At 69.5% G+C, this 23,416-nt stretch carries 16 protein-coding genes; 11 read left to right on the top strand and 5 right to left on the bottom strand.

Annotated elements, in window-relative coordinates; all coding sequences use genetic code 11:
- The first annotated feature begins 292 nt into the window (after positions 1-292).
- Positions 293-2,323 (top strand): sensor histidine kinase, encoded by a 2,031-nt coding sequence (locus tag BKK81_RS10000; protein WP_231907893.1) that lies wholly within the window; start codon positions 293-295, stop codon positions 2,321-2,323.
- Here BKK81_RS10000 and BKK81_RS09995 read toward each other — a convergent pair.
- From BKK81_RS09995 to BKK81_RS09980, 4 genes are all read right to left on the bottom strand, one after another.
- The gene (locus tag BKK81_RS09995) at positions 2,290-2,949 is read right to left on the bottom strand and encodes a response regulator transcription factor (RefSeq protein WP_071012527.1); all 660 of its coding nucleotides are present in this window, start codon (positions 2,947-2,949) and stop codon (positions 2,290-2,292) included. The two genes, BKK81_RS10000 and BKK81_RS09995, sit on opposite strands and share 34 nt — an antisense overlap.
- Positions 2,950-3,130: 181 nt before the next feature.
- A complete protein-coding gene (locus tag BKK81_RS09990; RefSeq protein ID WP_071012525.1) occupies positions 3,131-4,675 on the bottom strand; it encodes a methyl-accepting chemotaxis protein in 1,545 nt (514 codons plus the stop codon).
- Between the two features lie 537 nt (positions 4,676-5,212).
- A complete protein-coding gene (locus BKK81_RS09985; RefSeq protein WP_071012523.1) occupies positions 5,213-6,940 on the bottom strand; it encodes a diguanylate cyclase domain-containing protein in 1,728 nt (575 codons plus the stop codon).
- 220 nt (positions 6,941-7,160) lie between these two features.
- On the bottom strand, positions 7,161-8,123 hold the full coding sequence (locus BKK81_RS09980) for a GlxA family transcriptional regulator (RefSeq protein WP_071016296.1): 963 nt from the start codon (positions 8,121-8,123) through the stop codon (positions 7,161-7,163).
- Positions 8,124-8,246: 123 nt separating this feature from the next.
- Here BKK81_RS09980 and BKK81_RS09975 point away from each other — a divergent pair, with 123 nt between their 5' ends.
- Positions 8,247-9,047: an SDR family NAD(P)-dependent oxidoreductase gene (locus BKK81_RS09975; RefSeq protein WP_071012522.1), complete on the top strand. Its 801-nt coding sequence runs from the start codon at positions 8,247-8,249 to the stop codon at positions 9,045-9,047.
- A 123-nt stretch (positions 9,048-9,170) separates the two neighbouring features.
- On the opposite strand, the gene BKK81_RS09970 is transcribed toward BKK81_RS09975, so the two are convergent.
- On the bottom strand, positions 9,171-10,631 hold the full coding sequence (locus BKK81_RS09970; protein ID WP_071012520.1) for an efflux transporter outer membrane subunit: 1,461 nt from the start codon (positions 10,629-10,631) through the stop codon (positions 9,171-9,173).
- A gap of 129 nt (positions 10,632-10,760) precedes the next feature.
- On the opposite strand from BKK81_RS09970, the gene BKK81_RS09965 reads away from it, so the two are divergent.
- From BKK81_RS09965 to BKK81_RS09930, 9 genes are all read left to right on the top strand, one after another.
- A complete protein-coding gene (locus BKK81_RS09965; RefSeq protein WP_071012518.1) occupies positions 10,761-11,330 on the top strand; it encodes a winged helix-turn-helix transcriptional regulator in 570 nt (189 codons plus the stop codon).
- Between the two features lie 15 nt (positions 11,331-11,345).
- On the top strand, positions 11,346-12,467 hold the full coding sequence (locus BKK81_RS09960) for an HlyD family secretion protein (RefSeq protein ID WP_071012512.1): 1,122 nt from the start codon (positions 11,346-11,348) through the stop codon (positions 12,465-12,467).
- Complete coding sequence (locus BKK81_RS09955) at positions 12,464-14,119, top strand: DHA2 family efflux MFS transporter permease subunit (RefSeq protein WP_083384035.1); 1,656 nt, start codon at positions 12,464-12,466, stop codon at positions 14,117-14,119. Before BKK81_RS09960 ends, BKK81_RS09955 begins: the two co-directional genes overlap by 4 nt.
- An 18-nt stretch (positions 14,120-14,137) precedes the next feature.
- The gene (locus BKK81_RS35295; RefSeq protein WP_156811193.1) at positions 14,138-14,392 is read left to right on the top strand and encodes a hypothetical protein; all 255 of its coding nucleotides are present in this window, start codon (positions 14,138-14,140) and stop codon (positions 14,390-14,392) included.
- Between the two features lie 7 nt (positions 14,393-14,399).
- Positions 14,400-15,587: a thiolase family protein gene (locus tag BKK81_RS09950; protein ID WP_071012510.1), complete on the top strand. Its 1,188-nt coding sequence runs from the start codon at positions 14,400-14,402 to the stop codon at positions 15,585-15,587.
- Positions 15,588-15,933: 346 nt separating this feature from the next.
- Positions 15,934-18,078, top strand: a complete 2,145-nt coding sequence (locus BKK81_RS09945) for a hydantoinase/oxoprolinase family protein (protein ID WP_071012508.1) — start codon at positions 15,934-15,936, stop codon at positions 18,076-18,078.
- 21 nt (positions 18,079-18,099) lie between these two features.
- A complete protein-coding gene (locus tag BKK81_RS09940) occupies positions 18,100-20,424 on the top strand; it encodes a hydantoinase B/oxoprolinase family protein (RefSeq protein WP_071012507.1) in 2,325 nt (774 codons plus the stop codon).
- A 72-nt stretch (positions 20,425-20,496) separates the two neighbouring features.
- The gene (locus BKK81_RS09935) at positions 20,497-21,003 is read left to right on the top strand and encodes an acetone carboxylase subunit gamma (protein ID WP_071012505.1); all 507 of its coding nucleotides are present in this window, start codon (positions 20,497-20,499) and stop codon (positions 21,001-21,003) included.
- A gap of 266 nt (positions 21,004-21,269) precedes the next feature.
- Entirely contained in the window at positions 21,270-23,357 is a 2,088-nt protein-coding gene (locus BKK81_RS09930; RefSeq protein ID WP_231907892.1) for a sigma-54-dependent Fis family transcriptional regulator, read from the top strand.
- The last annotated feature ends 59 nt before the right edge of the window (positions 23,358-23,416 follow it).

Raw genomic sequence — 23,416 nt, 5'->3', positions numbered from 1 at the left:
GGGCTGCGGGTGGTCGGCCAAGTCCAAGTATTGCTTCGGCGATGCTACAGCACATCGCGCGCGTAAAGCTGACAAATCCTGACATCCCCTCGCCGTGGCGGGAAAACGGGCCGCGCTGGGCTATAGTCTTGCCCTCTGCTGCCCCCGATTGGCTCCAATCGCCCCCTATGCCGACGGCCGCCTCCGATGCGGCACGTGCCGGCCTGGCTCTTTTCTCCCGTTTACGGTGATGTCGCGGATCCTGTGCATTGTCTTGTTTTGCCTCTGCCAATGGCCCGCGGCGTGGGCCGAGGTGCGCCTGCCGGCGTCGGGCGAGGTGGCCTTGGGCCACGACTGGGCGCTGATGCGCGACCCGGGCGATACCCTGACGATCGAGCAGGTCGCGCGGCCCGACATGGCCGCTGCCTTCCATCAGCAGCACACCCCGCCCGCGCTGGGCTACGTCGACGGCACGGCCTGGCTGCGGCTCACCCTGAGGCGCCCGGCGGCGGCCGAGCCGATCTGGCTGCTGGACCTGCGCTCGGCGCTGCTCGATGACGTCACGCTGTACCTGCCGCGCGCCGGGGGCGGCTTCGAGCGGCGCGTGGCAGGCGACCGCCAGCCGGTGGCGGGGCGCGACATCGCCTACCGCAGCCCGGTGTTCCGGCTCTCCCTGCCGCCGGACCAGCCGGTCACGGTCTACGTGCGGGTGCGCAGCACCAGCACCATGACCTTCCCGCTGCTGCTGTGGTCGCCGGATGCCTTTATTTCCTTCATGGGCACCGAACTGTTCCTGTTCGGCCTGTTCTATGCGGCGCACATCGTGCTGCTGCTGACCAGCGGCTGGTTCTACTGGGTCACGCGCAACCGCTCCTTCCTGCTGTTCAGCCTGACGGTGCTGGCCAACCTGTTCACCTCGCTGTCCGCCGAAGGCTTCACCTACCAGTACCTGATGCCCCAGCATCCGCTTGCCAGCGATGCCGTCTACATGGTCAGCTGGCTGTGCGCGATCCCGCTCGGCGTGCTGTTCATGGCGAACTACCTCGACCTGTTCGACTCGCCATGGCGCCGCTGGGCCATCCGTTTCTCGGCGCTGAACTGGGCCGTCTCGCTGCTGTGCGCGCCCTGGCTGCTGCTGTCGGTCGCACGCTGGCTGCGGCCGTTCTACCTGCTGTGGAGCGTGCTGACCCTCGCCATCCTGATGGGCGTGGCCGCGGTGATGAGCTGGCGGGGACAGAAGGCCGCGCGCGTGCTCTTCCTCGTGCTGCTGCTCCTGCTCGGCGGAACGGCGGCGCGCCTGGCACGCAATGTGGGATGGATCGACCCCGGCCCCATCGTCGACAATGGCAACTATCTCGGCATGGTCGCCTTCCTGCTGATCATGAACTCGGCGATCAGCTGGCGCTATACGGATATGCGGGCGGAAAAGGAAGCCGCGCAGGCCGAAGCCCTGCGCGTGGCACGCCAGGCCGAGCGCGACCTGGAAGCCAAGGTGGCGCGCCGCACCCGGGCGCTGCGCGAGGCCATGGCCCAGGTGGAGGCCTCGCTCTCGCTGGAACGGCGGGCCCAGGAGGAACAGCGCCAGTTCCTGGCCACGGTCTCGCACGAGCTGCGCACACCGCTGGCGGTCATCGACGCGACCGCCCAGAACCTGGAACTGGACGATGAACAGGACGATCCCCGCACCTCGGCACGCTACCGCAAGATCCTGCGCGCCACCCAGCGCCTGACCATGCTGATCAACGAGTCGCTGCACGAAGACGGCTTCGAGCTGCTGCGCCACGGCTCGCGCCCCGGCCCGGTCGACCTGGCGGCCCTGCTGCACGACGCCGCCGCCGCCGCCCGCCTGTTATCGGAGGCACATCGTCTCGACGTCGACGGCAGCCGCCTGCCGCCCGCCTTCGATTGCGACGGCAGCCTGCTGCGCCTGGCCCTGCGTACGCTGGCCGATAACGCGGTGAAGTACACGCCCGCCGGCACCCGCGTGCTGCTGCGCGGCCGCCTGGTGCAGCACGGCGTCGTACTGGAGGTGGAGGACAACGGGCCGGGTATCGCGCCGGCCGACCTGCCGCGCGTCTTCGAGCGCTACTACCGCGGACAGGGCGTCGGGCGCGTGCCCGGCACCGGGCTCGGGCTGTCGCTCGCGCTGCGCATGGTCGAGATGCAAGGCGGCACGCTGACGCTGGACAGCCAGCCCGGCCAGGGCTGCCGGGCCGTCATCTTCCTGCCGGCGCAGCCGCCGGGCGCCCTGCCCGGGGCTCAAGCCGGTGTTCCAGCCAACCACCAGGAGGCCGGCAACCCGGCCGGAACTCAAGCCAAAGACAGCGACGCCGCGAACACGTAGCCGACGCCGTGGGCGGCACGCAGCGGCAGTTCGCTGGCGGTCTCGCCGCGCCAGCGCTGGCGCAGCCGGCTGACCAGGGTTTCGAGGCGGCGCTCGTCGTAGTGCCGCCAGTCCTCGCCGAAGCTCTCGACGATCTCGCGGCGGCTCGCCGGCTGGCCGGGATGGCGCGCCAGCAGCTCGAGCAGGCTGCCTTCGTTGACGGACACGGCGATGGCGGCGCCGTCCGGCGAGCTGAGCCGGCCGGCCTGCCGGTCCAGCCGCCAGCTGGTGGCGACGCGCCGGCTCAAGGCACGCAGCACCGCATCGAACTCCAGCAGCTTGACCGGCTTGACCAGGTAATGGTCGGCGCCGCCGTCGAAGCCCTGCAGCTTGTCGTGGGTCTCGCCGCGCGCCGTCAGCATGACGATGCCGCAACCGGGCCGCTGGCGGCGCAAGGCCCGCACCGCGTCGAAGCCGGAGCCATCGGGCAGCATGGCATCGATCACCGCGATGTCGGCCTGTTCGCACAAGGGCGCGAATTCGGCCAGGCTGCCCGCCTGCAGCACCGCCCACTGCCGTTTCTGCAGGAAGGCGGCGATTTCGTCGCGCAATTCGCTCTCATCCTCGAGCAAGAGGATTGTCCGCATACCTGGATCCTGGAAGGACAAAGACCGGCCCGTCCCGGACCCGTGGGCATCAGGGCGGCGCGGCCGTACGCACCCGGGCCGGCCGGGCGGCGTACCGCGCGCGGCGGCTCCGGCGCCCCTGCCGCCCGTTCCGTCAGGGCGGCATTGTAATCCCGGGCCGGCACCGCCGCGCGCGCCACGCTCAGCAGAACACCCCGACCGCCTCCGCCAGCCGGTTCGCCTGCTGCCGCAGCGCCTGCGCGGCCTGCGCGCCCTGCCCGACCAGTTCGGCATTCTGCTGGGTGACCTGGTCGATCTCGCCGATCGCCTGGCCAACCCGGCCTACCCCGCTCGACTGTTCGGCCGTGGAGGCGCTGATCTCCGCGATCAGGTCGGAGACGCGCTGCACCTGCCTGACCAGATCGTCCATGGTCGCGCCGGCATCGTGCACGATGCGGGTGCCTTGCTCGACCTTGCCGGCGCTGGCATCGATCAGGGCCTTGATTTCCTTGGCCGCCCCGGCGCTGCGCTGCGCCAGCCGGCGCACCTCGTCCGCCACCACCGCGAAGCCGCGCCCCTGCTCGCCGGCGCGCGCGGCCTCCACCGCGGCATTCAAGGCCAGGATATTGGTCTGGAAGGCAATGCCGTCGATCACGCCGATGATGTCCGCGATACGGTGCGAGCTGCCCGAGATCTCGTCCATCGTCGCCACCACCTCGGACATGGCCTGCCCGCCCTTGGCCGCCGCCTGGCTGACGTCGCCCGAGATGGCATTGGCCTGGGCCGCCGTCTCGGCATTGTTGCGGACCGCCTCGGTCACCTGCGTCATCGACGACACCGTGTCCTGCACGCTCGCCGCGGCGCGCCCGGTGCGCGCGCTCATGTCGCTGTTGCGCTGGGCGATCTCCCCGCTCGCGCTCTGCACGCTCAGCACCTGCTCGCTGACGTCGTCGATCAGCCAGCGGAACATCAGGCCGAGCTGGCTGATGGTGCGCAGCGCCATGCCGATCTCGTCGACACGGTCCATGTGCTCGACCTTCTGGCTCTCGCCCGAGGCCACGCGCAGCGCCTGCGTCAGCATGCGCTCGAGCGGCCGCGAGACCTGCGCCTCCAGCCACAGCGAAGCCAGCCCCAGCGCGCCGGCGAGCACCGCGCCGCCGCCCCAGAGCGTTGTGCCGCCGGCGCCCAGCGCCAGCGCGCCGGCCAGCGACACGGGCAGCACGCCGGCCAGGCCGAGCCGGATGCGCCAGCGCACCGGCAGGGTGCGCGGCAGCGACAGGCAGCCCAGCCAGCCCGCGCGCAGCACCAGTCCCTTGTGGAAGCGCCAGCCCTTGGCACGGCCTTCGCGGAAATCGCGGTAGCAGGCCTCGGCGGCACCGATCTCCTCGCGCGAGGCCTTGGTGCGCACCGACAGGTAGCCCACCGGCCGGCCATCGCGCACCACCGGCATCGCATTGGCGCGCACCCAGTAGTAGTCGCCGTCCTTGCGCCGGTTCTTGACCAGCGCGGTCCACGGCTCGCCGCGCTTGAGCGTGGCCCACATGTCGGCGAAGGCCTCCGTGGGCATGTCGGGATGGCGCACGATATTGTGCGGCTGGCCCTGCAGCTCTTCGCGGGTAAAACCGCTCACCTCGACGAACGCGGCATTGGCGTAGGCAATGTGGCTGTGGGCGTCCGTGGTCGACATCAGGGTCGCGTTGTCCGGCAACTCGTACTCGTGCTGCGTCACTGGCTGGTTATTGCGCATGCGCTTCTCCCTTCCCTGGATGAATGGTCGCTACGAGGTAGCTTGGGGCGCGCTAACGGCAGGCCTGCCCCAGCCCTCACCCCACCAATGAGGGGGATGCGGAAAAAAGACGATGATGTGTAAAGAACGACGCACATTCAGCGCATTTTGCGAGCAGTTTCACACTCCCATTGTCTCTCGATGAATACATTGAGTTATCACAGTATGTGCATGCGATGCCATGCTGATGATCACTCGATTTGACAAGCGCATTCGCACTGAACTTGCAATGAACTCGCAATGAACGCAGCCGGTGCGCGGCGCCGGCACGACCCGGCCCAGGGAACGAAGAGAATGCAAGAGTCGAAATAGTGGGAAACATCACATCTGTTTCGCGCAACTATTCCCCTCGCGAGATGATGAAATACCGGTGCAGTAACCGCTGCCATTCCCAAGCGCATTTGCGCGGGGCCGACCGGCGTCACCCGGTCGGCTCTTTTCTTTCGGGACAGGGCTGGCGCCCGTCGGCGGCGCGTGGCCGTCCGCGCTCTCGCGCCCTCAGCGGGCCGGCAGGCCACCCTGCGCCGCCGCCGGCACCGGATCCGCCATCACCACGCCGCCCCCGCCGTTGCGCTTGGCCCGGTAGCAGGCGGCATCCGCGTCGCGCAGCACCTGCTTGACATCGCTGCCGGGCCTGAACAGTGCCATGCCGGCGCTCGCCTTGACCGAGAAGACCCGGCCGTCGCGGCCGATGCGGACCGCGTCAATGCCGGCCAGGATCCGCTCGATGATGGCGCGCGCCTCAGCCACCGCCTCGGCACCCAGCAGCAAGCCGAACTCGTCGCCGCCCAGCCGGGCCGGCAGCACATGCCGCCCTTCCGCTGCCAGCAGGACCCTGCCGACCTCCGCCAGCAGCGCATCGCCGGCGCCATGCCCGCCGACGTCGTTGACCTGCTTGAAACCGTCGAGGTCGATCAGGCAGATAGCATGCGCCCTGGCATCGCCGCCGGCGGGCGCATCGAGGGCATCGAGGTCTTCGAGCGCCTCGTCGAAGCGGGCGCGGTTGGCCAGCCCGGTCAGCGCGTCATGGAAAGCCATGTACTCCAGGCGCGCCAGCAGTTGGTCGCGTTCGGCTTCTGCGCGCTTGCGGGCGCGGATGTCCTGCACCTGGACAATGGCGGCGATGCCTTCGATCGAAGGGGTTTGCAGCGGCGCCATCGAGCTCAAGGCCCAGATAAACGTGCCGTCCACGGCACGGAAACGGCCTTCGTGCTCGAAGGTCGCCTGCTCGCCCGCCGCGATCGCCTCCAGGGCCCGCCGCGCCGGCTGCAGGTCATCTTCGTGCAGGTAGCGGAACAAGGTATCGCCGCCCAGGATCGCCGCGCTGGTGCCCAGCATCGACGCCAGCAGCCGGTTGGCCTCGAGGATGCGGCCGTAGCGGTCGACGATCATGACGCCGGACGGCGACTGCTCGATGACGGCGTGCAGGCGCGCTTCGCGATCGCGCGCGGTGCGCTCGGAGGCGATCAGGCTGGCCTGCTGCTGCTTGAACACCGTGATGTCGAAATGGGCCGACTTGATCCATCCATTGCCGGCCCGTTCGTCGATCACGCGCACCCAGCGCCCGTGCGGCAAGGCAATCTCATAGGGCGCGCCCGCGAAGCGTTTCCACTCCCGGATCAGTTCGGCCTCCTCGCCCGCCCCGTGGCGCCGGGAAGCCTGCGCCCGCCACGCCGCGGTGACGATCTCTTCGAGCGTGCGGCCCTCCACCTCCGCCCCCGCGGGCAGCCCGTAGATACCGCGGAACCGGCTGTTTGCCTGCAGCAGCCGGCCCGCCGCGTCCTCGATCGAGAAACCGTCGGGCAGTTCTTCGATCCAGCCGCCGTGGTCACCCTGGGGAGGGTCGGTGCGGTAGCACGTGCCGGAGTCCACTTCCCGCCAGAGGCGTGCCCGGCCGACATCCGGAATCGACTGGGCCACCACCTTGAGCACGCGCCCGCGGTGCTCGAACTGGAATGGGCGCGTCTGCGACTGGTGGCGCAGGATGCCGCGTTCCACGTAGAGGTCGACCTTGTCGAGTTCGCTTGCGTCGAGACGGGCCGAGTAGAAGCGGCGCAGATTGTGCCGGTAATGCTCGCCGGCGAAGATCTTGCCGTCGTGTTCGGGAAAGAAGCGCAGGAAGGTCCGGTTCCAGCCCCGCGTCACGTCCTGGGAGTCGAACAGGCAGAAGGCGATGTCCAACTCGTCGAGCAGGTCGGCGAACGATTGCAGGCTGTGCAGGGGCATGGCGCGCTCGAGTCGAGTTGAGGCCGGTCGGATCGGAACATGTCACCAGGAGGAGACATTATTGACCAAGCCAGCGGATTCTTCCACGAATCCGTGCCCCACCCCGGGGAGCCTGCCCCCTCTCCTGCGGCGCCGCTTCGGCTCCATCGCCCAGGGGCGGCCGCTCCGGCCGGGCCACGGACGGGGCGCCGGCGGCAAGCCCGCCAGGCGCCAGGGCGGTTCAGCGGGTATCGATCCGGGAGTCGATGCGGGCGTCGCGCCGGATCGCCTGCGGCGGCATGCCGAATCCCCGCATGAAGGCCTCGCGCAGATGGCGGCGATCGCGGAATCCGGTCTCCCGCGCGACCACCTCGAGAGCATGGCGGCTCTGTTCGATCATCAGCCGGGCTGCCTCCAGGCGCAGCCGCTCCACGGCCTTGGCCGGCGACTGGCCGGTCTCCAGCGTGAAGACACGGCTGAACTGGCGCGGACTCAAGTGAACGCTGGAGGCCAGCGCCTCCACCGTGAGCGGACGGTGCAGGTTGCGGCGCGCATAGTCCAGCGCGCTCTGGATGCGGTCTGACTTGGGCGCCAGCTCGAGCATCTCGGAATGCTGCGACTGCCCGCCCGCGCGGCGTTGCGGCATCACGAGCTTGTGTGCGACGGAGCGGGCCACGTCCGCGCCCAGGTCCTTTTCCACCATTGCCAGCGCCAGGTCGAGCCCCGCCGTCATGCCGGCCGAGGTCCAGATCGGACCGTCGACGATATAGATCCGGTCCGGCTCCACATGGATGTCCGGAAAGCGCTGCTGCAATGCCCGCCCGAACGCCCAATGCGTGGTGGCGCGGCGCTGCGCCAGCAAACCCGCCTCGGCCAGCACGAAGCCGCCGGTACAGATCCCCGCGACACGCCTGGCCCGATGAACCGCCTTGCGCAGGAAATCGAGGATCTTCTGCGGCGCCGGGGATTGGAGCGGGTCGTTCACCCCCGCCACCATCCATGTATCGACTTCCACGCGCCCACGCAGCGAGCGGGTCCCCACCGCTACGCCGAGCGAGGACGGCACCGCGCCGCCGGCAACCGAGAAATTCTCCAGCGCATAGAACGGCTCGCCCGCGACGATGTTCGCGTACTCGAACACCGACTGCGGGGCCAGCGCCATGATCTGGAAGCCCTCGCTGACCAGGAATCCGATCCGATGCATGCCCACCTCCGCCAAGCCATGGCCTGAATCCTACCTATATACGTCATTTCGGTCTCTCCTGCCGGCGTCCACAATGCCCTCACACCGTCTTCACCTTCATCCACCACACCACGGAGTGACGTCATGACCCAAGCACATCCCGGCACCGCCCTCATCACCGGCGCCTCGTCCGGCATCGGCGCCGTCTATGCGGACCGGCTGGCCCGTCGCGGCTACGACCTGATCCTGGTTGCGCGCAAGCGCGACCGCCTGCTGGCTCTCGCCGACCGCATCACCGACCAGACGCGCCGCAGCGTCGAAATCCTCGACGCCGACCTCAACGACCGCGCCGCGCTGGCCCGCATCGAGGCCAAGCTCAGGCAGGACGCCAGCCTGACCCTGCTGGTCAACAATGCCGGCGTCGGCACGCATACGCCGCTGCTCGACAGCGATGCCGATGCCATGAGCCGCATGATCGACCTGAACGTCAGCGCCCTCACACGCCTCACCTACGCCGCCGTACCGGCCTTCGTCGCGCGCGGCAGGGGCGCCGTCATCAATATCGCCTCCATCGTCGCGATCGCGCCGGAGACGCTCAATGGTGTCTACGGCGGCACCAAGGCCTTTGTCCTCGCATTCAGCCAGTCGCTGCACCACGAACTCGCCGACAAGGGCGTGCGGGTCCAGGCCGTGCTCCCCGGCGCCACGGCCACCGACTTCTGGGAGACCGGGGGCCTGCCGCTGGCGCACCTGCCCAAGGAGATCGTCATGTCGGCCTCTGACCTGGTCGACGCGGCCTTGACGGGATTCGACCGCGGCGAGCTGGTCACGATCCCGTCGCTGCATGCGGTCGAAGAGTGGGAGGCCTATGAAGCCGCGCGCCGCTCGATGTCGACGCACCTGTCCAGCGACGTCCCGGCGGACAGGTATCGCGAAACGCGTTGAGCCGGGCACTGCCGCGCCACGCCCGGGCCGGGCCGCATCTCCGGCCCGCAAGCGGCATCCCTGCACATGGCCGGGGTGCCCCGCGGCAGAGCGATCGATTCCCGGGAGCGCCCCGGGATCACATCAGGACCATCCGCCCCCCAGCGCCCGGAATGCCGCGACCGCCGCGCGCGCGTTGTCCGCCTTCACCTTGGCCAGCTGGTCGCGCGAGGCGAGCAGCTGGCGGTCCTCGTCGAGCACCTCGTAGAGGCTGACCGCTCCCCCCTTGTAGGCTTCCTCCGACGCGTCACGCGCGCGCTGGTGCGCGCCGACCTCCCGGTCCAGTTCCCGGCTCTGCGCCTCGAGCTGGGTCAGCGCGATCAGGGCGTCCTCGACATCCGACGTCGCCTGCAGCATCGACTTCCGATAGTTGGCCAGGGCTTCGGCATAGGCGCCCTTGGCGCTCGCCACCTCGGCGTCGACACGGCCGAAGTCGAACAGGCGCCAGCGCAGCCCGGCCGTGGCCGCCGGCTGGAACGCCTGCGCCGTCAGCAGCTTGCCGGCCGACAGGCTCTCGAAGCCCAGCAGGGCCGACAGGGAGACCTTGGGGTAGTACTCGGCGACCGCTGCGCCGATGCGCGCGCTCGAGGCGGCCAGGCGGCGCTCCGCGGCGATCACGTCGGGACGGCGCTGCAGCAGGTTGGCCGGCCCCTGGGCCAGGGCCAGCTGCGGCACCACCGGGTCGCCCGGCGACGCCTGCAGTTCCGCCGCGTAGGTTCCCGGCTGCGCGGCCATCAGGACGTCGAGGCGGTTGAGCTGCGTCTCCAGCTCCCTTTGCAGGGGCGGGATGGTCACGCGGGTCTGTGCCAGCCGGGCCTCGGCCTGCGCCTGCTCGCGCTCGGCACCGATGCCATCGGCCAGGCGCAGCCGCACCAGCTCCAGCAGCCGCTCGTCGGTCTTGACCTGCGCCTGGGCGATGGCGATACGGTTCTGCGCGCCGCGCACGCGGAAGTAGGCATCCGCCGCTTCGGCGGCGACCAGGATACGCACGCCGAGGTGGTTCGCCTCGGCGGCCTCGCGCTCCGCATCCGCGGCCTCGGCGCCGCGCCGCAGCCCGCCGGCGATATCGATCTCCCACGTCGCGGCGGCACCCAGCGAATAAAGCGACTGGCCGCGCTGGTAGCCCGGCAGCGCGCTGCCGATCTTGCCCAGCGGGCTTTCCAGCGACTGTCGCTGCTTGCTGGCATCGCCGTACGCACTCCCCTGCGGCAGCAGCGCCGCCCCCGCGAACCGGGCGGCCGCGCGTGCCTGCTCGACCCGGGCCACCGAGGCGGCCAGGTCGAGGTTCTGCGCCAGGGCGCGCTGCACGATGGCCGACAGCGCGCGGTCGTTGAAGCCGTCCCACCAGGTATCGAGCGCAACCGGCGCGCGCGCGGCATTGATCGGCGCCAGCGCGGCCGCGTGCGCATAGGCCGCCGGCATGGCGGCCTGGGGCGCATGGTAGTCCGGGCCCACGGCGCACGCCGCCAGGCCAAGCGCCGCCAGCATCGCCGCGGCGACCGTCACGGCACGGCGGACCGGTACAGGAAAAGCAGGGTTCGACATCTCGGTTCCTTTCGTGATGGCTCATGCAAGGCGCTGGCAGGTCTTGCCCAACATTTACTTGCACGATGCTAGTTACTAGCCTAGACTAACTTTCATGTTGATAGCAACCTCTTTTTAGCGAGGAGCAACATGCAAAGAAAGTCACACCGGAATGCCGTGTGTCCCGTGGCGCGCAGCATGGAGCGCGTCGGCGACGCATGGAGCGTGCTGATCCTGCGCGAGGCCTTCTATGGCGCCACCCGCTTCGATGCCTTCCAGAAGGCGCTGGGCATCGCGCCCAATATGCTGACGCGCCGGCTGAACGCCCTGGTCGACGACGGGCTGATGGTCCGGCGCCCCTACAGCACCCATCCGCCACGCGACGACTATGTGCTCACCGAGCTCGGGCGCGATTTCCGCCCGGTCCTGCTGACACTGCTGGCCTGGGGAAACCGGCACTTTCCCGGCGCCGGGGAAACCATGCGGCTGGTCGAGCTCAGCAGCGGGCGGCCCGTGCGCGTCGCGCTGATCGATGCCGACACCGGCGAACGGATCACCGAAGCCAGGCACCGCATCGCGCCCGGTCCGGCGGCCAGCGAGGCACCGCCCGCGCGTCTCGCCGCGCCGGCCACGGCGCCGCTGCCGGCATCCGGCCGCGCGGCGGCGCACGCACAAGCCCATGAAGTCAACCCTGCGGCGTCCGCCACGGACGCCCTCTAATCTCGGAGCAATGCCATGAGCAACACCACCAGCGTCGCCGACACAGCCAGCCGCGCCCCCTCGGAGGGCACCGTGTCCAGGCCCCGGCTCGGCCGCAAGGCTGCGGCGGTCCGTGCCGGCGGCGCGCTGATCGCCTTGGCCGCGGCGGCATACGGCTACCACTGGTGGACGCATGCGCGCTTCGTCGAAGACACCGACGACGCCTATGTGGGCGGCGACGTCACCCTGCTCGCCGCCAAGGTGCCCGGCTACCTGGCGGCGGTACTGGTGACCGACAACCAGCAGGTCCATGCCGGCGACCTGCTGGCCCGTATCGACGATCGCGACTACCGCGCCGCGCTGGCCAAGGCCGAAGGTGCCGTGGCCTCCGAGCAGGCGCTGCTCGCCAACCTGGATGCGCGCGCCAGGCTGCAGGAGGCCGTGATCGCCGAAGCCAGGGCCGGCGTGGCCGCCGCCGACGCCGAGACGGCCCGCTCGCGCGACGACCAGGCGCGCTATGCCAGCCTGGTGGCGAAATCGGCGGTGTCGGTGCAGAGCTCGCAGAAGGCCGACGCCGACTACAAGCAGTCGCTGGCCAACAGCCAGAAGGCCAAGGCCAGCGTCGAAGCCGCGCAGCGGCAGCTGGAGGTGATCGCCACGCAGAAGCAGCAGGCGCAAGCCGCGCTGGCACAGGCCGCAGCCGAACGCGACCTGGCGCGCCTCAACCTCCAGTACACGGAACTGCGCGCCCCCATCGACGGCACCATCGGCAACCGCCGCGCGCGCGTCGGCGCCTATGCCGCCAGCGGCAGCCAGCTGTTGTCGATCGTCCCGGCCAGGGGCCTGTGGATCGACGCCAACTTCAAGGAAGGACAACTCGCCCGCATGCGCCCCGGCATGCGCGCCACCATCGTCGCCGACGTGATGCCCGGCAAGGTCTTCCACGGCCGCGTCGAGAGCCTGGCGCCGGCCACCGGCGCCCAGTTCAGCGTGCTTCCGCCCGAGAACGCCACCGGCAACTTCACCAAGATCGTGCAGCGCGTTCCGGTGCGCATCGTGCTCGACGATGCGGATGCCAGGCTCGGCCTGCTGCGCCCCGGCCTGTCGGTCGTGGCGGAAATCGACACCCAGGCCGCCAAGGAGGCGGACCAATCATGAGCGCCGCCGTCACCGCCGGGCCGGCCGACCCCAGCGCGGCGGCCTCCGTGCCGCCCACCGCGCCGACCCGCCCGCCGGCCCCCTTGCCCGCCCATTCGCCAGCGCAGATGCCGCTGAGCGCCAGGGTGCTGGCCTTCGCCACCATGTGCGTCGGCATGTTCATCGCCCTGCTCGACATCCAGATCGTGTCCGCGTCGCTGCGCGACATCGGCGGCGGCCTGTCGGCGGGCACCGACGAAACCGTGTGGGTGCAGACCGCCTACCTGATCGCCGAGATCATCGTCATCCCGCTGTCCGGCTGGCTGGCCCGGGTCATGTCCACGCGCTGGCTGTTCGCCGCGTCCGCGGCGGGCTTCACGCTGACCAGCCTGCTGTGCGGCATCGCCTGGAACATCCAGAGCATGATCGCCTTCCGCGCCGCCCAGGGCTTCCTCGGCGGCTCGATGATCCCGATGGTCTTCACCACCGCCTTTGCCTTCTTCGAAGGACGCCAGCGCGTCGCCGCGGCCGCCATCATCGGCGGGCTGGCCTCGCTCGCGCCGACGCTCGGGCCCACCGTCGGCGGCTGGATCACCGACCACTACTCCTGGCACTGGCTGTTCTTCATCAACCTGGTGCCCGGCGTCTTCGTCACCATCGTGGTACCGCTGCTGGTCAAGATCGACCAGCCCGACTGGTCCCTGCTCAAGGGTGCCGACTACCTCGGCATCGTGCTGATGGCGCTCTTCCTCGGCTGCCTCGAATACACCCTGGAGGAAGGCCCGCGCTGGGACTGGTTCGGCGACCGCGCCATCCTGGCCACGGCGTGGATCTCGGGGCTGGCCGGCATCGGCTTCCTGTGGCGCTCGCTGACCTACGCGAATCCGGTGGTCGACCTGCGCGCGCTGAAGGAGCGCAATTTCGCCCTGGGCTGCTTCTTCTCCTTCGTCACCGGCATCGGCATCTTCGCCACCATCTACCTGACGCCACTCTTCCTCGGACAGGTGCGCGGCTTCAGTGCCCTGCAGACCGGGCTCGCCATCTTCTCCACCGGCCTGTTCCAGGTGATGTCGATCCCCTTCTACGCCTTTCTCGCCAACCGCGTCGACCTGCGCTGGCTGCTGATGGGCGGGCTCGCGCTGTTTGCCCTGTCGATGTGGAACTTCGCGCCCATCACCCACGACTGGGGCGGCGCGCAACTGCTGCTGCCGCAGGCCCTGCGCGGCATGGCCCAGCAGTTCGCGGTGGCGCCGACGGTCACTCTCACGCTGGGCGCGCTGCCGCCTTCGCGCCTCAAGCAGGCCTCCGGCCTGTTCAACCTGATGCGCAACCTCGGCGGCGCGATCGGCATCGCGGCCTGCGCCACCATCCTCAACGACCGCACCAACCTGCATTTCCTGCGCCTGGCCGAACACCTGAACCTCGGCAACGAGGCCATGGCCCGGTTCCTGCACGAATCGGCGGCCCGCCTGGCCACGCTGGGCGACCAGGTGCTCGACGACAACGCTGCCGCCGCCAGGCAGCTGTGGGCCCTGACCATGCGCGAGGCGCGCACCTTGACCTTCTCCGATGCCTTTCTCGCCATCTGCCTGTGCTTTGTCATCGCGACCCTGCTGGTCCCGCTGATGCACAAGGTCGCGCCGCCGAAGGCACCGTCGGCGGATGCCCATTGACCGTGCATGGAGGCCATCATGCCTGCAACCCATCGCCCGCATCGTTCCCGTCGCTCTCATCGTTCTCTTTTCCTGGCCTTCGCCATGGCGCTCGCGTCGGCCGGCGCACCGCCGCCGGCCCGCGCCGCCACCCAGCCGCCGCGCGACGGCGCCACCGCCTGCGCGCGCACCGGCAACGGCTACTGCCATCTTCCCGCGCCGGCCCAGGGCCTCCGCCTGGACAGCGAACTCGCCCTGACCCCGGCTTCCCGCTCCGCACCTCTACTACCGTGAGGACACCATGCGCCACCCTGACGTCGTACTCTGCCACCCGGTCCGCACACCGATCGGCGCCTTCAACGGCTCCCTGAAGGGCATCCCGGCCACTGAACTCGGCACCCTGGCCATCCGCGCGGCCATCGAGCGCGCCGGGCTCGATCCCGCGCGGGTCGGCACGGTCACCTTCGGCAATGTCATCCAGGCCGGCAACCGCATGAATCCGGCACGCCAGGCCGCGCTCAACGCCGGCATTCCCGACAGCGTCCCGGCACTGACGGTCAACCGCGTGTGCGGATCCGGCGCCCAGGCGATCGCCTCCGCCGCCGACGAGGTCCGCCTCGGCTACGTCGACATCGCCATCGCCGGCGGCATGGAGAACATGGACCGCGCCCCCTACCTGCTGCCGTCCGGCCGCTGGGGCCAGCGCATGGGCGACAGCGTGCTGCACGACAGCGTGCTGATGGACGGCCTCGTCGATGCCTTCTCCGGACAGCACTCGGGCTGGCATACCGAGGACCTCGCGGCACGCTACCGGCTCGACCGGGAGGCGCAGGACCGCTGGGCGGAACGCTCGCAGCAGGCCTTTTCCCGGGCACAGGCACAAGGCCGCTTCGCCGCCGAGATCGTTCCCGTGCCCTTGGCCAGCAAGGGAGGCACGACCGCCTTCGCGCAGGACGAGACGAATCGTCCGGACACGACACTGGCGGGCCTGGCCAGGCTCAAGCCCGCCTTCCGCGCCGACGGCACCATCACCGCCGGCAACGCGCCCGGCATCAACAGCGGCGCGGCCGCCGTGATCGTGGCCGACCGTGCCGCCGCCGAGGCGAACGGGCTCCAGCCGCTCGGAAGGCTGGTCGCCTACGGACTGGGCGCGGTGGCGCCGGGCCTGTTCGGACTCGGCCCCGTGCCCGCGGTCAGGCAGGCGCTGGCACGCGCGGACTGGTCGCTGGGCGAGGTGGAACGCTTCGAGATCAACGAAGCCTTCGCCGCCGTGCCCCTGGCGGTGGCGGCCGAACTGGGCCTGCCGCACGACCTCATCAACGTCGACGGCGGCGCGATCGCCCACGGCCACCCGATCGGCGCGACCGGCGCCATCCTGGCCACCCGCCTGCTGCACAGCATGCGCGCCGACGGCATCCGGCGCGGCATCGTCACGCTGTGCATCGGCGGCGGCCAGGGCATCGCGCTGGCGCTCGAGAGCCTCGGCTGAGCAGGGGCCGCCACCGCCGGGGCCTCGCCCCCCGCTTCCTCGCCACCAACCGCCACCAACCGCCGCAAAATGCGGCGGCGACGCTGCCGCGCGATGCGGCAGCGCCGGCACAGGCCCCCCCGTCGTGGAACCGAACGCGCCAGCCGTTCGATTCCACGACGCAACGGCGGCTGCGCCGCCCTGCCCTCATACCCTGCATTCCGCCGCTTCGCCTTGCTGCGCGCGGCTTGCGCGCCTTCCGACGGGATTCCTCCAGGCACTGGCATGCCGCTTGCGACTGACGACCCCGACCGCTGCGCCGGACGGCGCCGCGAGTCGCCAACCAAGATCGGAAGGAGACAAGGACATGCAAGTCCAATCCAAAGTCCAGGTGATGGGCATCGATGCCGGTGGCACGATGACCGATACCTTCTTCGTGCGCGAAGATGGCCGCTTCGTCGTCGGCAAGGCCCAGAGCAACCCCGAGGATGAGTCGCTGGCCATCTTCAATTCGTCGCAGGATGCACTGGCGCACTGGCAGCGCGACGTCGACGAGGTCTATCCGGAACTGCTGACCTGCGTCTACTCCGGCACCGCGATGCTCAACCGCGTGGTGCAGCGCAAGGGCCTCGACGTCGGCCTGCTGGTCAACAAAGGCTTCGAGCATGTGCACTCGATGGGCCGCGCCATCCAGAGCTACCTGGGCTATGCGCTGGAGGAGCGCATCCACCTGAACACCCACCGCTACGACGAGCCGCTGGTGCCGCTGTCGCGCACGCGCGGCGTGACCGAGCGCACTGACGTCCAGGGCGAGATCGTCATCCCGCTGCGCGAGGCCGAGGTGCGCCAGGCCACGCGCGAACTGGTGGCGGCGGGCGCCAAGGCCATCGTGATCTGCCTGCTGCAGTCGCACAAGAACGGCACCAGCGAACAGCAGGCGCGCGACATCGTGCGCGACGAACTCAAGCGGCTGGCGGCCGAGGTGCCGGTGTTCGCCTCGGTGGACTACTACCCGCAGCGCAAGGAAAGCCACCGCATGAACACCACGGTGCTGGAGGCCTACGCGGCAGAGCCATCGCGCCAGACATTGAAGAAGGTCAGCGACCGCTTCCGCAAGCACGGCGCGAAGTTCGACCTGCGCGTGATGGCCACCCATGGCGGCACTATCAGCTGGAAAGCCAAGGAACTGGCGCGCACCATCGTCTCGGGGCCGATCGGCGGCGTGATCGGCTCCAAGCTGCTGGGCGAGGCGCTGGGCTACGAGAACATCGCCTGCTCCGACATCGGCGGCACCTCCTTCGACATGGCGCTGATCACCCGCGGCAACTTCGCCATCGCCGCCGATCCCGACATGGCGCGCCTGGTGCTGTCGCTGCCGCTGGTGACCATGGACTCGGTCGGCGCGGGCGCCGGCAGCTTCGTGCGCCTCGATCCCTACAGCGGCGCGATCAAGCTGGGGCCCGACAGCGCGGGCTACCGCGTCGGTACCTGCTGGCCGCAGAGCGGCCTCGACACCGTCTCGGTGTCGGACTGCCACGTGGTGCTGGGCTACCTGAATCCCGACAACTTCCTCGGCGGCGCCATCAAGCTGGACGTGGAGCGCGCCCGCGCCCATATCAAGGCGCAGATCGCCGACCCGCTCGGGCTGACGGTGGAGGACGCGGCCGCCGGCGTGATCGAACTGCTCGACCTGCAACTGCGCGAGTACCTGCGCGCCAACGTCAGTGCCAAGGGCTACAACCCGACCGAGTTCGTCTGCTTCTCGTACGGCGGCGCGGGGCCGGTGCATACCTATGGCTACACCGAGGGCCTCGGCTTCAAGGACGTCGTGGTGCCGGCCTGGGCTGCAGGCTTCTCGGCCTTCGGCTGCGCCTGCGCCGATTTCGAGTACCGCTACGACAAGAGCGTGGACCTGGCGCTGCCGCAGCACGCCGCCGAGCAGGACAAGGCGCAGGCGGCGCAGACCATCCAGAAGGCCTGGTCGGAGCTGGGCGCCAAGGTCATCGAGGAGTTCAAGATCAACGGCTTCCAGGCCGAGGACGTGATCCTGCGCCCTGGCTACCGCATGCAGTACATGGGGCAGCTCAACGACCTGGAGATCAGCTCGCCGATCGGCCAGGCCAGCAGCGCCGCCGACTGGGACCGCATCGTCGAAGCCTTCGAGGAGACCTACGGGCGCGTCTACGCCAGCTCGGCGCGCTCGCCGGAACTGGGCTTCTCCGTGACCGGCGCCATCATGCGCGGCATGGTGGTGACGCAGAAACCCGTGCTGCCGGAAGATCCCGAGGGCGGCCCGACGCCGCCGAAGGAAGCGCGGCTCGGCACGCGTCCGCTGTACCGCAAGAAGACCTGGCATGAAGCGGTGCTGTGGAAGATGGAAGCGCTCAAGCCCGGCAACGTGATCCACGGGCCGGCCATCATCGAATCGGACGCCACCACCTTCGTGGTGCCGGACGGCTTCGCCACCACGCTCGACAAGCACCGCCTCTTCCATCTCAAGGAAGTGAAATAAGCACAGACCAGGAGACACGCCATGAACATGATGTCCAACAAGGAGCTCGGCTTTGCCGACCTGCTCAAGACCGGCCAGACCCTCAAGCAGTTCCGCGACGGCGTGCTGGCGCGCACGCAGCAGACCGGCCACTACAACGGCCTCACGCGGCTGGAACTGCGCGAGAGCGATCCGATCCGCTACGAGAAGATGTTCTCCAAGCTGCGTGGCGGACTGGTGCACGCACGCGAGACCGCCAAGAAGATCGCCGCCAGCCCCATCGTCGAACAGGAAGGCGAGCTGTGCTTCACGCTCTACAACGCCGCCGGCGACTGCGTGCTGACCTCGACCGGCATCATCATCCACGTCGGCACCATGGGCGCCGCCATCAAGTACATGATGGAGAACAACTGGGAGGCCAACCCCGGCATCCATCCGGGCGACATGTTCACCAACAACGACTGCGCCATCGGTAACGTGCACCCCTGCGATATCGCCACCATCGTGCCGATCTTCGCGCACGGCAAGCTCGTCGGCTGGGTGGGCGGCGTGACGCACGTGATCGACACCGGCGCGGTCACGCCGGGCTCGATGTCCACCGGCCAGGTGCAGCGCTTCGGCGACGGCTACATGATCACCTGCCGCAAGACCGGCGTGAACGACACGCCCCTGCGCGACTGGCTGCACGAGAGCCAGCGCTCGGTGCGCACGCCGAAGTACTGGATCCTCGACGAGCGCACCCGCATCGCCGGCTGCCACATGATCCGCGACCTGATCGAGGAAGTGATCGAGGAAGAGGGCCTGGAGGCCTACGAGAAGTTCGCCTACGAGGTGATCGAGGAAGGCCGGCGCGGGCTGCAGACGCGCATCAAGGCGATGACGCTGCCGGGCAAGTACCGCAAGGTGGCCTTCGTCGACGTCCCCTACAACCACCCGGATGTGCAGACGTCGTCGGCCTTCGCCAAGCTCGACTCGATCATGCACTCGCCGGTGGAAATGGAGATCCGCAAGGACGGCTCGTGGCGGCTCGACTTCGAGGGCGCGAGCCGCTGGGGCTGGCATTCCTACAACGCGCACCAGGTCGCGTTCACCAGCGGCATCTGGGTGATGATGACCCAGACCCTGGTGCCGACGCAGCGGATCAACGACGGCGCCTACTATGGCACCGAGTTCCGCCTGCCCAAGGGGGCGTGGATGAACCCCGACGACCGCCGCACCGGCCATGCCTATGCCTGGCACTTCCTGGTGTCGGGATGGAGCGCGATGTGGCGCGGACTGTCGCAGGCCTACTTCAGCCGCGGCTACCTGGAGGAAGTCAACTCCGGCAACGCCAACACCTCGAACTGGCTGCAGGGCGGCGGCATCAACCAGGAAGGCGAGATCCATGCGGTCAACAGCTTCGAGGCCTCCTCCTGCGGCACCGGCGCCAGCGCCATCAAGGATGGCCTGAACCATGCCGCCGCGATCTGGAACCCGGAAGGCGACATGGGCGACATCGAGATCTGGGAGATGGCCGAGCCGCTGCTCTACCTGGGGCGCAACGTCAAGGCCAACTCCGGCGGCTACGGCAAGTACCGCGGCGGCTGCGGCTTCGAGACGCTGCGCATGGTGTGGAAGGCCCAGGACTGGACCATGTTCTTCATGGGCAATGGCTACATGAACAGCGACTGGGGCCTGATGGGCGGCTATCCGGCGGCCACCGGCTACCGCTTCGAGGCGCACAAGACCGGCCTCAAGGAGCGCATCGCGCTGGGCGAAAGCCTGCCGCTGGGCGGCGACACCAACCCGGATGTGCCCGACTACGAGAACCACCTCAACGCCGGCGCGGTGGTCAAGCGCGACCAGCAGTGCATGACCACCGAGGACTGCTACGACAACTACGACCTGTACCTGAACTACCTGCGCGGCGGCCCCGGCTTCGGTGACCCGCTCGACCGCGAGCCCGAAGCCATCGAGCGCGACCTCAACAGCGCACTGCTGCTGCCTGAGTATGCGCAGAGGGTGTATGGCGCGGTGGCCACGCGCGACGCCAACGGCATCTGGAGGGTGGACGCCAAGCAGACCGCGCTGCTGCGCATCGAGATCCGCAACCAGCGCCTGGCGCGCTCGCAGCCGACGCAGGAGTGGATGAAGGGTGAGCGCGAGCGCATCCTGGTCAAGCACGCCTCCACCCAGGTGCAGCACATGTTCGCCACCAGCTTCGGCCTGTCGCGGAAATTCGAACAGGAGTTCCGCCGCTTCTGGGACCTGCCCGAAACGTGGACGCTGAAGGAGGAGGAGCTGAACGTTCCGACCTACGGCGCGAAGTTCCGCATGGACCTGTCCCGCATGCCCGACGTCAATACGGTGGTGCTGGTCGAGGAATGAAGGCGGCCGGCGGCGGCCGCCGCCGGCACGAACCGAAGCGACGAACGGATACGACGAAAAGGAACACGCATCATGTCTACCTACACCAAGGAACAGATCAAGAACCTGGTCGACGGCAAGCTCGACTGGGACACCACGCTGCGCATGCTGTCGATGCCCAAGGACGCCGAGCGCTTCCAGATGTACGTGGAGGCCCTCCAGCGCAAGCTGGACTGGGCGGACCGCATCGTGCTGCCGTTGAGCCCTCATATGTTCATCGTGCAGCAGGCCAAGACCAGGAAATGGGTCACCCAGTGCGACTGCGGCCATGTGTTCTGCGACTACCGGGAGAACTGGAAGCTGCACGCGAACATCTATGTGCGCGAGAGCGCCGAGGCCATGGCCGAGGTCTACCCGCACCTGATGGCGCCGGACACCAACTGGCAGGTTTACCGCGAGTACTACTGCCCCGAATGCGGCACCATGCACGACGTCGAGGCGCCGACACCGTGGTACCCGGTGATCCATGACTTCGAGCCGGACATCGAAGCCTTCTATGGCGACTGGCTGGGCCTGCCCGTGCCGGAACGGGCGGACTGAAGGCAGGGGTTCGACGAGCGGCCCCGGCGCCGCTCCGGCCGTCCGGATTCCGGACGGCCGTCTCGTTTTCGAACGGTCGGAGCGGCGCATGCGCCGCGCCAGGCGCCGCCGATGTCTCCCGCGCGCCGCCTGCGCGCGCCGGCGCGCATCTTGCTTCTTGCCGGCTGGCCACCTTGCGCGCCGGACGCGTTAGGATGTGGCGATCGGCGGGGCTCGACCTGCCGCAAAAGATGACCGCGCCAAGCGGCACGACAGGAGACACCCCAATGCAAAAGGTCACGGCGCCGATGGACTGGTTCTCCAGTCCGGAACAGGATGCGCGCATCATGTCCGCCTGGGAACACCTGCTGGATGGCGGCAAATCCCTGCCAGGCCACCTGCGCGGCGTCATCGACGAGTCGTGGCGGCGCTGCCTGGACGGCCACGTGGACCCCGCCGCGCACCGCGCGCCACCGCCGCTGGACAAGTCCGGCCTGGCGCGCTGGCGTTCCTGCAACGCACGCCTGGTCAGCGCCAGCCTGCCCTTGATGCAGCAGACGCGCGATTTTCTCGAACAGACCGGCACCATCCTGCTGCTGACCGATCCCGAGGGCATCATCCTGCAACAGGAAGGCGATATGCACATCGTCGAGCCGGCCAGCGAGGCCGGTCTGATGCCGGGCTACAACTGGACCGAGCTGAACTGCGGCACCAACGCCATCGGCACCGCGCTGGCGCTCGGCCGGCCGGTGCAGATCCATGGCGCCGAGCACTTCTGCGCCGGCATCAAGCGCTGGACCTGCTCCGCCACCGTCATCCGCGATCCCGTCGACAGTGCGGTGCTGGGCGTCATCGACGTGTCCGGCCTGGCCGCCACCTACAGCCGCCACAGCCTGGCCCTGACGGTGGCCCTGGCCGGCCGCATCGAAAGCCGCCTGGCCAAGCTGTCGATGGAGCGGCGCCTCCAGCTGCTCGATCATTGCATGGCTCATTTCGCGCCCGGGCGCAGCGACGGTGTGCTGGCGCTCGACGAGCGCTGCCGCCTGCTCAAGGCCAATCCGCAGGCTGCCGCCGCGCTGGCGCGCCACGGCGTCAGCACGCCGCTGTCGAGCAGCTTCGCGCTGCCCGGCGTGGACACCGCGGCGCGCGGCGGCAGCGCGGCACCCGGCTGGCTGGCGCACACGCGGATCGAAACCGTGCGCGACGGCGACGAGGTGCTGGGCTACCTGGTCGTGATTCCTGCCGCGGGAGCGGCCGGCGGACGCAGGACGATGTCCGCCACGCAGGCGGATGCGGGCGGCCGCGCCGAAGCGGCGGGCGCCACCGTGCCGGGCACAGGCGGCCCGCGTGGCGCCGCCGCCTTCGCGCGCATCGTCGGCAGCGGCGCCACGCTGCGCGCCGCGGTGGCCAAGGCCGGCCAGCTCGCGGCCTCGAGCGTGCCGGTGCTGCTGGCGGGCGAGACCGGGGTCGGCAAGGAACTGTTCGCCCAGGGCCTCCACCTGGCCAGCCCCCGCGCGAACGGCCCCTTCGTCGCCCTCAACTGCGGCGGGCTGTCGCGCGACCTGCTCGCCAGCGAGCTGTTCGGCTATGCGGAAGGCGCGTTCACCGGGGCGCGCAAGTCGGGCGCCGCGGGCAAGATCGAGGCCGCCAACGGCGGCACGCTGTTCCTCGACGAGATCGGCGAGATGCCGCTGGAGATCCAGCCGCACCTGCTGCGCGTGCTGGAGGAAGGGGAAATCTACCGTCTCGGCGAGAACACGCCGCGCAAGGTCGATTTCCGCCTGGTGGCGGCCACGCACCGCAACCTGCGCGACGAGATCGCGCAGGGCCGCTTCCGCATGGACCTGTTCTACCGCATCGCGGTCACCACCGTGGCCATCCCGCCGCTGCGCGAGCGCCGCGATGACATGCCGGTGCTGATCGACCACTGGCTCGCGCGCCTGTGCGCGCGCGACGGCCTGCCCAGGCCGGTGTTCGACGACGCGGCCTATGCCAGCCTGCTCGCCTACGACTGGCCGGGCAATGTGCGCGAGCTGCGCAATGTGCTCGAGAGCTCGCTGCTGATGGCGCGCGACGGCGTGATCACGCTGGAACAGTTGCCGCCGGAGATCGCCTGCGGCGCGGTGGCGGACGGGCGCGCCAGCGCTGTGGCCGGTACGGTGGCCGGCGCCGGGCCCATCCCGGCATGTGCGCAGGCGCAGGGTTCGCTGGAGGCGGTCGAGCTCGATTCGATCCGGCTGGCGCTGGTGCGCCACGGCGGCAACCTGACGCAGGCGGCCCGCCAGCTCGGCATCGCCAAGAGCACCCTGTACCAGAAGATCCGCAAGCACGGCCTGCTGTCCACGGTCAGGCAGACGCGCGTCGATGCGGCCTGAGACCGCAAGCGGCGCGGCGGCTGCGACTGCGCTCTGGTGACTGCGCTAAGGCGCGCCCG

The organism is Cupriavidus sp. USMAHM13, assembly GCF_001854285.1.
In the GTDB taxonomy this organism is placed as follows: domain Bacteria; phylum Pseudomonadota; class Gammaproteobacteria; order Burkholderiales; family Burkholderiaceae; genus Cupriavidus; species Cupriavidus malaysiensis.
This window is presented reverse-complemented; position numbering and strand designations above follow the sequence as displayed.

Excerpts from the sequence above, each read along its gene's own strand:
- BKK81_RS09995 (WP_071012527.1), bottom strand. The coding sequence starts at position 2,949 with ATGCGGACAATCCTCTTGCTCGAGGATGAGAGCGAATTGCGCGACGAA.
- BKK81_RS09950 (WP_071012510.1), top strand. The coding sequence starts at position 14,400 with ATGCGCCACCCTGACGTCGTACTCTGCCACCCGGTCCGCACACCGATC.
- BKK81_RS09985 (WP_071012523.1), bottom strand. The coding sequence starts at position 6,940 with ATGCCCCTGCACAGCCTGCAATCGTTCGCCGACCTGCTCGACGAGTTG.
- BKK81_RS09975 (WP_071012522.1), top strand. The coding sequence starts at position 8,247 with ATGACCCAAGCACATCCCGGCACCGCCCTCATCACCGGCGCCTCGTCC.
- BKK81_RS09970 (WP_071012520.1), bottom strand. The coding sequence starts at position 10,631 with ATGTCGAACCCTGCTTTTCCTGTACCGGTCCGCCGTGCCGTGACGGTC.
- BKK81_RS09935 (WP_071012505.1), top strand. The coding sequence starts at position 20,497 with ATGTCTACCTACACCAAGGAACAGATCAAGAACCTGGTCGACGGCAAG.
- BKK81_RS09980 (WP_071016296.1), bottom strand. The coding sequence starts at position 8,123 with ATGCATCGGATCGGATTCCTGGTCAGCGAGGGCTTCCAGATCATGGCG.
- BKK81_RS09990 (WP_071012525.1), bottom strand. The coding sequence starts at position 4,675 with ATGCGCAATAACCAGCCAGTGACGCAGCACGAGTACGAGTTGCCGGAC.
- BKK81_RS09940 (WP_071012507.1), top strand. The coding sequence starts at position 18,100 with ATGAACATGATGTCCAACAAGGAGCTCGGCTTTGCCGACCTGCTCAAG.
- BKK81_RS09965 (WP_071012518.1), top strand. The coding sequence starts at position 10,761 with ATGCAAAGAAAGTCACACCGGAATGCCGTGTGTCCCGTGGCGCGCAGC.
- BKK81_RS09945 (WP_071012508.1), top strand. The coding sequence starts at position 15,934 with ATGCAAGTCCAATCCAAAGTCCAGGTGATGGGCATCGATGCCGGTGGC.
- BKK81_RS09955 (WP_083384035.1), top strand. The coding sequence starts at position 12,464 with ATGAGCGCCGCCGTCACCGCCGGGCCGGCCGACCCCAGCGCGGCGGCC.
- BKK81_RS09930 (WP_231907892.1), top strand. The coding sequence starts at position 21,270 with ATGCAAAAGGTCACGGCGCCGATGGACTGGTTCTCCAGTCCGGAACAG.
- BKK81_RS09960 (WP_071012512.1), top strand. The coding sequence starts at position 11,346 with ATGAGCAACACCACCAGCGTCGCCGACACAGCCAGCCGCGCCCCCTCG.
- BKK81_RS35295 (WP_156811193.1), top strand. The coding sequence starts at position 14,138 with ATGCCTGCAACCCATCGCCCGCATCGTTCCCGTCGCTCTCATCGTTCT.